This is a genomic window from Thermomonas hydrothermalis, assembly GCF_900129205.1.
GTDB lineage: Bacteria > Pseudomonadota > Gammaproteobacteria > Xanthomonadales > Xanthomonadaceae > Thermomonas > Thermomonas hydrothermalis.
The window spans coordinates 1-10,142 of record NZ_FQUK01000058.1 but is presented as its reverse complement, the minus strand read 5'-3'; the positions used below and the strand labels follow the sequence as shown (position 1 = coordinate 10,142).

The 10,142-nt window shown below is 67.3% G+C and carries 12 protein-coding genes and 1 pseudogene; 5 read left to right on the top strand and 8 right to left on the bottom strand.

The features are described from left to right. Positions 1 to 18: 18 nt before the first annotated feature. Positions 19 to 978, bottom strand: a complete 960-nt coding sequence (locus BUA29_RS11250) for an IS1595 family transposase (RefSeq protein WP_072756222.1) — start codon at positions 976 to 978, stop codon at positions 19 to 21. 92 nt (positions 979 to 1,070) lie between these two features. Here BUA29_RS11250 and BUA29_RS11245 point away from each other — a divergent pair. Beyond that, positions 1,071 to 1,859, top strand: a pseudogene (locus BUA29_RS11245) (ISL3 family transposase); the annotation flags it as partial. 231 nt (positions 1,860 to 2,090) lie between these two features. Here the strand turns inward: BUA29_RS11245 and BUA29_RS11240 are convergent. From BUA29_RS11240 to BUA29_RS11230, 3 genes are read right to left on the bottom strand one after another with little or no spacing between them, the layout of a single operon-like run. After that, positions 2,091 to 3,080, bottom strand: a complete 990-nt coding sequence (locus BUA29_RS11240) for an IS5 family transposase (RefSeq protein ID WP_072756625.1) — start codon at positions 3,078 to 3,080, stop codon at positions 2,091 to 2,093. A 4-nt stretch (positions 3,081 to 3,084) separates the two neighbouring features. After that, complete coding sequence (locus BUA29_RS11235) at positions 3,085 to 4,116, bottom strand: phage terminase large subunit family protein (RefSeq protein WP_245770549.1); 1,032 nt, start codon at positions 4,114 to 4,116, stop codon at positions 3,085 to 3,087. Beyond that, on the bottom strand, positions 4,116 to 4,646 hold the full coding sequence (locus tag BUA29_RS11230) for a hypothetical protein (protein ID WP_019562352.1): 531 nt from the start codon (positions 4,644 to 4,646) through the stop codon (positions 4,116 to 4,118). Before BUA29_RS11230 ends, BUA29_RS11235 begins: the two co-directional genes overlap by 1 nt. A gap of 120 nt (positions 4,647 to 4,766) precedes the next feature. On the opposite strand from BUA29_RS11230, the gene BUA29_RS11225 reads away from it, so the two are divergent. From BUA29_RS11225 to BUA29_RS11215, 3 genes are all read left to right on the top strand, one after another. Next, on the top strand, positions 4,767 to 5,033 hold the full coding sequence (locus tag BUA29_RS11225) for a hypothetical protein (RefSeq protein ID WP_072756624.1): 267 nt from the start codon (positions 4,767 to 4,769) through the stop codon (positions 5,031 to 5,033). 95 nt (positions 5,034 to 5,128) lie between these two features. Beyond that, positions 5,129 to 5,374, top strand: coding sequence for a hypothetical protein (locus BUA29_RS11220; protein WP_072756623.1), 246 nt, complete (start codon positions 5,129 to 5,131; stop codon positions 5,372 to 5,374). Between the two features lie 34 nt (positions 5,375 to 5,408). Continuing rightward, positions 5,409 to 5,996 carry a DUF3489 domain-containing protein gene (locus BUA29_RS11215; RefSeq protein WP_072756622.1) on the top strand — a complete coding sequence of 196 codons (588 nt, stop codon included), beginning with the start codon at positions 5,409 to 5,411 and terminating at the stop codon, positions 5,994 to 5,996. A gap of 56 nt (positions 5,997 to 6,052) precedes the next feature. Here the strand turns inward: BUA29_RS11215 and BUA29_RS11210 are convergent, their stop codons facing one another. The 4 genes from BUA29_RS11210 to BUA29_RS11195 all read right to left on the bottom strand — a co-directional run bounded on the left by BUA29_RS11210 (position 6,053) and on the right by BUA29_RS11195 (position 9,803). Next, positions 6,053 to 7,318: a site-specific DNA-methyltransferase gene (locus BUA29_RS11210; protein ID WP_072756621.1), complete on the bottom strand. Its 1,266-nt coding sequence runs from the start codon at positions 7,316 to 7,318 to the stop codon at positions 6,053 to 6,055. After that, complete coding sequence (locus BUA29_RS11205) at positions 7,315 to 8,829, bottom strand: site-specific DNA-methyltransferase (RefSeq protein WP_245770548.1); 1,515 nt, start codon at positions 8,827 to 8,829, stop codon at positions 7,315 to 7,317. Before BUA29_RS11205 ends, BUA29_RS11210 begins: the two co-directional genes overlap by 4 nt. 283 nt (positions 8,830 to 9,112) lie before the next feature. Then, on the bottom strand, positions 9,113 to 9,436 hold the full coding sequence (locus BUA29_RS11200; protein ID WP_055424142.1) for a helix-turn-helix domain-containing protein: 324 nt from the start codon (positions 9,434 to 9,436) through the stop codon (positions 9,113 to 9,115). Beyond that, entirely contained in the window at positions 9,420 to 9,803 is a 384-nt protein-coding gene (locus BUA29_RS11195) for a type II toxin-antitoxin system RelE/ParE family toxin (protein WP_072756620.1), read from the bottom strand. Before BUA29_RS11195 ends, BUA29_RS11200 begins: the two co-directional genes overlap by 17 nt. 93 nt (positions 9,804 to 9,896) lie before the next feature. Here BUA29_RS11195 and BUA29_RS12560 point away from each other — a divergent pair. Further along, positions 9,897 to 10,142: helix-turn-helix domain-containing protein (locus tag BUA29_RS12560; RefSeq protein WP_143148914.1), on the top strand; the 246-nt coding region annotated here is incomplete at its 3' end.

Here is a 10,142-nt window from a genome sequence, read left to right as displayed (position 1 = left end):
CCTGATTAGCCCCGACCCTCAGCCATGAAAATTGCTCGCAGCGCGCAAGACCGGCTCGGGGCAAGGCTTGCAGCGCAGCATGGCGGTGGCCAGTCGCGGCAGCATCTCATGCAGGCGGAAGCGACGGTTGAACCGGTAGGCGGCTTCGGCCAGGTAGCGCCGCGCGTACTTGGCCTGGCGGATGGCGTGGTAGGTGCCGTTGATGGCGCGCTTGACGTTGCCCAGCAGCACGTTCACCCAACGCGCGCCCGGCGCCTCGGTGGCGGCACGGCCGCCGCCGGTGTCCAGCGTGGTGTGGGCGTGGCCGGCGTCTTCGAGCCGGCGGAAGCAGGCCAGACCGTCGGTATAGGTCTCGCATCCGGGCGCCAGGCGCCGTGCGATCCAGTCCTCGAGCGAGACGTTGTCGAAGCTGCGCACCGGCTCGATCACGGCCAGGCTCGGCGCGGCGAAGCGGGCGTCGGTCTGCACCGCGATCACGAAGGGTTGCTTGCCCTCGGCACCGCGCCCGCGCTTGCCGCCGTTGCGCTCGCCGCCGAGGTAGGCATCGTCGATCTGCACGAAGCCATTGAGCCGCCGGGGTTCCTCGCGCTCGGCCATGGCCTGCATGATCTTGTGCTTCATCCGCCAGGCGGTCTTGTAGTTGACTCCCAGGTGGCGCATCAGCTCCAGCGCGGCGAGGTTGGTCTTGGTCGCGGTCAGGTGCAGGGCCAGCAGCCAGGTGCGCAGCGGCAGCTTGGTGCCCTCGAACATCGTGCCGGCGGTCAGCGTGGTCTGGTGCCGGCAGGCGCGGCACTGGTAGTAGACCGTCGTCCCGCGCCGAAACCGCGAGCGGGCCCGTCCAGTGCAGGCCGGGCAGCGGAAGCCTTGCGGCCAACGCCACTGGTACAGGGCACGGTAGCACTTGGCCTCGGTGCCGTAGCGGGCGATGAACTCGGCCATGGACAGGCCAGCCTGGAACTGCACGGAATTGATGCTCATGACGCCACCTCGTCGCCTTCAGGTGGCCGTATGCTCGGCGGTGGGCGACGCACATCCTGCGACTGGCGGCTGAGGGTCGGGGCTAATCAGGATTGGACTTGTCGGCGACCAGGGCGCTGGCGATCGACGAGACGTCCTACCGGCGTGGCCACACTTACCTGACGCTGGCCGCGGATGCCGAGCAGCGCAGGGTCGTGTTCGTGACCGAAGGGCGTCGTGTTGAGGCAATCGCCGCGCTTGCCGGGCACCTGGCCGCGCATCAGGCCACCCCCGGGCAGATCGAATCGGTGAGCATCGACATGTCGCCCTCCTATATCCGCGGCGTCACCGATCACCTGCCCAATGCGCGCATCACCTTCGACAAGTTCCACGTCATCGCCCAGGCCTCCCTCGCCCTGGATCGCACCCGCCGAGCCGAGCAGAAGAGCGATCCGGCCCTCAAGGGCCTGCGCTGGGCCCTGCTCAAGGATCGCGACCGCTTGCCGCGCGAACAGCGCGGCGAACTCGATGCCCTGATCGCCGCCGCCACCAGCAAGCGCACCGCCCGCGCCTGGCTGTATCGCGAGAACTTGCGCGAGATCCTCGAGCGCAAGCAGATCAACGTGGTCGCCGCGCTGCTCAGGCAGTGGTGCACGAACGTCATGCGCTCCAAGGTCGAGCCGATGAAGGACGTCGCGCGGATGATCCGCAAGCACTTCGACGGCATCCTGGCCTGGAGCCAGACCCGCCAGACCAACGGCTTCCTGGAAGCCATCAACGGCCTGTTCCAGGCCGCCAAGCGCAAGGCCCGCGGCTACACCCGGCTCGACACCATGCGCACCGTCATCTTCCTGATCGCCGGCAAGCTCGACTTCTCGCGCCTCAACCCGCACGTGGCATAACCCACTCGAATTTCAAAAGAGCCTTGAAAGTCTTGATGGCAGCGGCCGATCCCGACTCTTTAGGAACCTCTGCACTACCCCGCCCACTCGTTCGTGGCGACGAGTTCAGGGTCAATATCGTTTCGTAGGATGGGATCGAAACAGATGCTGAACGGTTCTTGGGCTCCAGCAAGCCCCTTCGTGGGCCCTCTGCAGCCTCATCCGGCCCCAGTGAGCCCACTGCGGGCGCACTTATCCCGTCGCAGCCAGCAAGGCTTTGCGCGCCAGCCACAGATTGACCAGCGCAAACAGGACGTTGAGCTGCGCGCCGTTCTTGGCCAAGCCTCGATAGGGCGTCTTGCGGTAGCCAAACTGGCATTTGAGTACCCGAAACGGATGCTCACCCTTGGCACGAATGCGCGCCTTGGTGCGTTCCAAGGCATCCATCACCTGGCCAAGAAAAGTGCGCTTGTCCAATGCCCGGCGCTTGCCCGGCCGCATGGCCACGTGCCAAGCGACTTGCTTGCCCTGGTTTTCCGCTCGCTTGTCCACTCCCTGATAGCCCGCATCGGCAAAGACGTCGGTCTCTTGCCCGTGCAAGAGCCGATGCGCCTGCGTCACATCCGAGACGTTGGCAGCGGTGGCCACCACCGTGTGTACCAGCCCTGTCTCGGCGTCGCCCCCAACGTGCGCTTTCATGCCGAAGTACCACTGGTTGCCCTTCTTCGTCTGGTGCATCTCAGGGTCGCGCTCACGGCGGGCGTTCTTGGTCGAGCTGGGAGCAGCAATGAGCGTGGCATCCACGATGGTGCCGCTCTTGAGCATGAGGCCACGCTCGGTCAGGATGCGATTGACCGTCTCGAGGATACGCTGGCTCAGGCCGTGTTGCTCCAGCAGGTGGCGAAAGCGCAGGATGGTGCTCTCATCCGGCACGACATCCACCCCCAGGTCCAGACCAACAAAGCTCGCCAGCAGCGGCGTGTCGTACAAGGCTTCCTCCACCGCCGGGTCCGACAGACCAAACCACTGCTGCAAAAAATGAATCCTCAGCAGCTTCTCTACCGCAAAGGGTGGCCGCCCACCCTTGGGACCCGCCTTCGGCGCATACGGCTCGATGAGTGCGACCAACTCTGCCCACGGCACCACACGGTCCATCTGCTCCAAAAACGCACGCTTGCGGGTGCGCTTGGCGCGCAGCTCAAAGCCCGTATACATCGGCGCCTCCAGACTCATCTGCTTCATGTCGCTATTGTCCCATCCCGGCAGTCTGGCAGGAAGGTTTTGCAGACCTTCCTTTACTGACGGCGGCTTCCCACGCAGCGGCGATCTCGCGCCAGGCGCGCCAGCCCAGCGGGCTGTACAGCGACGACAGATGAAACCCCGCCGTCTTGCCCGAGCCTTCCGCCGTCGCGCGCCACTCGCCGTGCTCCAGCATCCAGGTCTTGTGGTGCTCGGCGATCGCCGTCTCGCATGATTCGCAGACGTACGCCGCCGTCTCGGGCCGGCCCTTCTCCCAACGCAGTTGCTCGAAGCGCAGCCACTGCCGGTGCGAGCAATGCGGGCAGGGCACGAAGTAGCGGCGCTGGTCGCTGGCCTCGTACTCACGCTCGATGGCCGAGGCGCCCGCGATCGTCGGCGTCGAGACGATGAAGATCTTGCGCCGCGCAAAGGTGCGCGTGCGCGCCTCAGCGAGCGAGATCGCATCGCCCTCCCCCTCGACATCGAGCGGGTAGGCGTCCACCTCGTCGAGAAAGAGATAGCGCACCGGCATCGAGCGCAGGCCCACCGCGCTGTTCGCGCCGGTCATCACCAGCACGCCGCCACGAAACTCCTTGGCGAGGATGGTGTTGCCCGAGTCGCGCGAACGCGCCGGAGCGATGAGTTCGCAGAGCACCGGCGACTCCTCGATCAGCGGGTCGATGCGCTGCTTGGAGTTGCGCTTGGCCATCTCCACGGTGGGCCACACCGCCATCATCGGCCCGGGGGCGTGGTGGATCACGTAGCCGATCCAGTTCGAGCCGGTCTCGGTCGCGCCCACCTGCGCGCCCTTCATGAACACCACGCGCTCGATGGGCGAGGTCGGCGACAGGCAGTCCATGATCGCCTTCAGATACGGCGTGCGGCTGGTGCGCCAGCGCCCCGGCTCGCTCGAGGCCTTGCTCGACAGCACCCGGTGACGGTCGGCCCATTCGGAGACGGTGAGCAGCGGGTCCGGCGTGAGGCCCTCGCGCCAAGCGCGCTCGATGACGTCCCAGCCCTCATAGGCGAACTCGTCCATCAATCGACCCGAACCTTGAGTTCCCCGAGCTCGGCGAGGTGCTCGCGCACGGCGGCATCCAGGGCCACGTGCAGGGTGTGGGCCTCCACGCCGAGCCGGGCCGCCATCTGCGCCGAGATCCGCGCCGGCCAGTTGAGCCAAGCGTCGCGCTCCGTACGGGCGAGCTTGAACACATGCGCGATGGCCTGGTGGCGATCGACCAGTTCGCCCTTGAGGCGGGCCAGCCGCACCTTGTTGGTCTGCGCCTTGACCACCTCGTTGACCGTGCGCGCCTGCACGAGCGTGGTGCCGCCTGCGGGCAGGCCGGTGGCGAGGTTGGGGGCCGGATCCTCCGCCACCCGCACCTTCACGGTCCGGGAGCCCGTTCCCGCCTTCGGCGGCTCGGAGTTCCGGGTCCAGTCGCGGTCGGCCCGGTCTGGGTCGATGGTGCCGTCCGCCTCGGGCGTGATGCGCCCGGTGCGGATGGCCTTGTGCACGGCGGTGTCCGATACCCCACGGTGGCGGGCGTAGGCGCGAATCGAGATGCCCATGGCCCTCTTCGATCAAGTCATCGTCAGTTCTTGGCCAACACCCGCAGAAAACGCTTGGCTTCACGGGCGAGAAGCGCGTTCATCACGTCACCCCGAACCACCCGACCGAAAGGACGCCCGATGAACCCCCACATCCCCGACCTTCTCGCCACCAAGCTCGCCGAGGCCGCCCTGACCGTGCTGGTGCGCACTTGCCGCAAGGAGGTGGCCGCCGCCAGCCGCGACGAACTCGAAGCCGCCTGCGTCGCGATGCGCGCCAAGGCCCGGCCGGTCATCGACCGCTTGTTTGACGACGCAAGGGCTGCGCCCTGGGTCGGCGAGATGGCCTTCCACGCCGCCGCGCTCGAACTGGCGCAGGCCGGCATCTCGGTGTTGCGCAAGGTCTGACGAGCAATGCGAAGCCAAGCAAGAACGCTTGGCTTCTCACGCGAACAGCGCGTTCATCACCTCACCCAATCACCACGCACCAAGGAGCACAGACCATGACCCTGCGCATCCGCCAACCCCAGGTCACCGACACCAACGGAAACGCCCTCGGCACCCGCCTGATCCGAATCGAGTTCGACGAGCAAGGCCCAACGACCGTGATGCACGACGGCCAGCGTTACGACTTCACCGGCAAGACCGGCACCCACCTCAAAACCGGCTTGGCGGTGCGCGAGATGGCCACCGCGTGCGATGCGCGCCTGTGGATCAGCCTCGATGGCGAGCACCTGTGGGAAGACTGACTCGCGCCGATCCATCCCTATCCAGGAGCAGACCATGAGCACCATCACCCTGACCCCCGCCCAGCACGCGATCCTGGCCCATGCGCTCGAGCACAGCGACGGCCGAATCGACTGGTTCCCCGAGCACATCCAAGGCGGTGCCCGCCGCAAGGTGCTCGACGGCCTGGCCAACCGCGCCCTGATCGCCCGCCAGGGCGAGGTCTGGGTCGTTGCCGACGCAGGCTACGAGGCCTTGGGCGTGCCGCGCCCGGGTGCCCGCACCGCCCCGCGCCAGTCCTTCGTTGCGAAACTCGATGCGGTGATCGCCCGGGCCGAGCAGGCGCAGACGGCGCGCGACGAGGCCGACCTGGAGGCGGCGGTGAACGCCGCCGAAGCGGCCTGGGCGCAGGATGCGCATCGCAGCGCCGAGCCCCGCCGCCCCCGCGCCCACAGCAAGCAGGCGCAGGTGATCGCGATGCTGCAGCGTCCCGAAGGCGCCACCCTCCGCCAGATCATGGACAGCACCGGCTGGCAGGCGCACACGGTGCGCGGCACCTTGGCCGGGGCGCTGAAGAAGAAACTGGGCCTGACGATCGTCTCCGAGAGATCCCCGGGCGGCGAGCGCGTCTACCGGCTTGCCTGAGTCGCGATGGGGCAGCACATCCCGCGCGGGCTGCCCTATCTGACCGGGTTCGTGATTCACTGCGCGATCGCCGACGAGTCGCTCGCCGCCTGATCGAAGGCCAGGCCATCCGCCTCGCGGGTGGCTTGCTGGCCCGTCCAGTCCTGCCAGCGCCGCACGATCACGTCCGCATACTTCGGGTCGAGTTCGATCAGGCGCGCCACGCGCCCGGCCTTCTCGGCGGCGATCAAGGTCGTGCCCGAGCCGCCGAAGGGGTCGAGCACCACGTCGCCGGGGCGGCTGGAGTTGCGGATGGCCCGCTCGACCAGATCCACCGGCTTCATGGTCGGGTGCAGATCGTTCTTCGCTGGCTTCTTGATCTGCCAGACGTCGCCCTGGTCGCGGTCGCCGCACCAGTGGCGCGTCGCGCCTTCGGGCCAGCCGTAGAGGATCGGCTCGTACTGGCGCTGGTAGTCCGAGCGGCCCAGCGTGAAGGTGTTCTTGGCCCAGATGATGAAGGTCGACCAGTGCCCGCCGGCGGCGCGGAAGGCCGCTTGCAGCGTGTCCAGTTCGCTGGAGGACATGGCGACGTAGATCGCGCCTCGGGTGTGGGCAACGAGCAGCGCCAGCACGTCGTAGAGGAAATCGTAGAAGCCTTCGCCCAGCGCATCGTTGAGGATGGGGCGGTGCTTGCCGCGCAGCTTGTCCTTCGCGCTGTTGGCGTAGTTCACGTTGTAGGGCGGATCGGTGAAGACCATGTCCGCCCGCTCGCCGTCCGGAAACAGGCGCGCGTAGGCCTCGGCGGTGGTCGCGTCGCCGCAGACCAGGCGGTGCGGCCCGAGTCGCCAGACGTCGCCCGGCCGGGAGACGGGTTCCTCGGGCACGTCGGGCGCGGCGTCGTCCTCCGTCCGGCCATCGATCTGTGGTTCCTCATCGGCCAGCAACTCGGCCAGTGCATCGGCGTCGAACCCGGTGAGATCGAGATCGAAGCCATCGTCCTGCAGCGCCTCCAGTTCGATGCGCAGCAGGGCATCGTCCCAGGTCGCGAGTTCCGCGAGCCGATTGTCGGCGAGCACCAGGGCGCGGCGCTGGGTCGGCGTGAGGTGGTCGAGCACGACCACCGGCACGGTGGGCAGGCCCAGCTTGCGCGCGGCGGCAAGCCGCCCATGGCCCGCGACCAGCACACCGTCGGCGCCGGTGAGAATGGGATTGACGAAGCCGAACTCCGCGATGGAGGCCGCGATCTGGGCGATCTGCTCCTCCGAGTGCTGGCGGGCATTGCGCACGTAGGGCAGCAGCTTGTCGATCGGCCAGTGCTCGATGCGATCGGCCAGCCAGCTCATGCAGTGACCTCCGCCGTCTCGCCCAGCCGCTCGGCCGCCACCTCGTCGAAGGTCCGACCGCTGCCCTCCAGCACCGGCACCGTGCCCGGGTGGTGCTGCAGCCAGCGGCGCAGCGCGACGTCCACGTACTCTGGAGCGAGTTCGATGGCGCGTACCGGGCGGCCGGTGAGTTGGCCGGCCAGCAGCGTGGTGCCCGAGCCCGCGAACGGCTCGAAGACGATCTCGCCCGCGTCGGTGTAGGCCTCGATGAAGAACTTCGGCAGGCCCAGCGGGAATACGGCCGGATGGTCGATACCATCACCGATGCGGCCGCGCTGGCGCGTCACCTCGACGACGGAATCCGGGATGCGGAACGCCTGCGTGGGCTGTCCGGCATGGTTCCAGGCGCCGACCTTGCCGTCCTTGCCGCGCATCGCGGTGGACGATCCGTCGGCGCGCAGGTGCGTCTCGTGCCCGGCCCACTTGCAGGGCACGATCTTGTTCGGCTTGCGCGAGCGTCGGTTGAAGTGGAAGACGAACTCGTGCCGGGGCGCCAGCCGCCCGGCCCAGTCGCCGGGCACGGTCACCGCCTGGTCCCACACGTACCAGCCGAAGCGCCGAAAGCCCTGCGTGCGCATCCATGCGATCCAGCCGTCCCAGTACGGCTGCCACTCGTTGTCGCGATGCACGAGCCCGAGGTTGACCAGGATTTGCGCGTCCTCGCGCAACGCGCCGCGGGCAGCGCCGAACACGCCTTGCATCAATGCGTCCCAGTCCGCGATGCCGCCGGTGGTGTAGTCGCGCTGATTGGCATACGGCGGGCTGGTGAAGAGCAGGTGCGCCCGCTCGCCCTCGAGGAGGCGCGCGACGGCGGCCGCGTCGCGGCTGTCGGCGCAGAGCAGTCGGTGTTCACCGATCAGCCACAGATCGCCGGGGCGCGTGACCGCCACCGTGGGCGGCGTGACGTCGTCCTCGTCCGCGTCGCGGACCAAGGCGCTCGTGTCCTCTTCGGCGGACGGTTCCGTCTTCTCGATGGCGTCGAGCAGGCCTTCGATCTCGGAGGCCGAGAAGCCGGTCAGGTCCAGATCGAAGCCGGCGTCGGCCAGTTCGGCGAACTCCAGCGCCAACATCGCCTCGTCCCAGCCGGCATCGAGCGCGAGCCGGTTGTCGGCGATCACGTAGGCGCGCTTCTGCGCAGGCGTCAGGTGCGCAAGCTCGATCACCGGCACCTCGGCGAGCCCCAGCTTGCGTGCGGCCAGCAGCCGGCCGTGACCGGCGATCACACCGTGCTCGCCATCGACCAGGATCGGGTTGGTCCAGCCGAACTCGGCGATGCTGGCGGCGATGCGCGCGATCTGCTCGTCGCTGTGCGTGCGCGGATTGCGGGCGTAGGGGATCAGCGTCTCGACCTTGCGGTACGTGACGGCGAGCGTGTCCAGAATCGGTGCCTCGGAAACGAAGAAGCCCGCCGACGGCGGACCGTGGGCGGGCTGGGGGTGTCGGGGAGAAGGTCTCGGGCTGGAGGGCTGCAAACCGCAAACCCTGCAAACCTCGGTTTGCACCCTGACGCTATCGAAGCGCCGCGCTCGCGCCCCCCGCATGGGCTATTGGCCAGGAAGGACCCGTGGATGTCCGGGCGGCCTCCCCGATCGTCACCGCTGTCCAGACCTTAGCCGAAATGCTACCCCCAAACGGGCGGATCTGTTGCAGTGGCGAAAGCCTCATTTCGCCGCAGACGCACGCGGATGCACGATCCCACGCGCCAAATCACGCCAAAACACGCAGGCGCGGCGGCATGCGCCCGTGCCAGCGACTTCAGAGCACGGCCTCCAGCCCTTTGCGTTCGATGAGGTCGAGCAGCTTCTGCGAGGGACCGCTGGGCTTCTTGTCGCCCACTTCCCACTTGCGCACGGTCGAGACGCTGGTGTTGAGGACCGATGCCAGCACGGCCTGACTCAAGTGCAGGCGTTCGCGCAAGGCGCGCACTTTCTCAGCGTCGTATTCATGCACCGGCTCCAGGCACAGCGCGTCGTACTTGCGCATCTTGCGCTTGTCGATGAAGCCCAGGCGATGCAGGTCGCGCGCCGTTTCGTGAACGGCTTCGAGCAGGCGGCTCTTGGACTTAGGCTCGTTTGTCATGGCAAATCTCCTGCAATGTTCCGTCGGCAACGGATTCATCCAACTGGCGCGCGGGACGGGCCAGCAGATCGGCGGCCAGATCCTGCAGCGCTTCCAGTTCCTCGTCATCGATGTTGGCCCGCTCGTTTTTCTCGAAGCCGTAGACGAAGAACCAGCGATCGCCCTTGTTGGTGGCGATCAAGGTGCGCGCGCCACCACGCTTGCCGCGGCCAGCCAAGCCCACGCGCTTTTTCACCACGCCACCGCCCAGGTCGGCATCGATGAGGCCCGCGGCCATCTCCTCGACCGCTTGACACAACCCGGCGTCTGTCAGTTCGGTCTTGCGCATCCAACGAGCGAAGTGGCGCGTCTTGAAGACTCTTCTCATTAGCGAAGTATGCCACTTAGTGGCACCATGTGTCGAGAAGTTCCTGCATAAGTTCAAACACCTTTGGCACTCCTTCGAAGCAGGAGGAGCGCCATGCAAGTGCACCATGCCGGGTACCGAATCCGGGGGTTCTATCGAATAGCCGCCTTGGGTCATCTTTGGGCAATGACCCCCAAAGACGCTCAACGAAGGCTGCACATCCTGCGCTTCTGGGACACACACGGCCTCGAAGCCACCCAAGACGCCTTCGACGTGTCCCGGCGCACGCTCTACCGGTGGAAGCAGGCCCTGCGCGAACAGGGCGGCAATCCCGCCGCCTTGGCCGCTCGATCCTGCGCG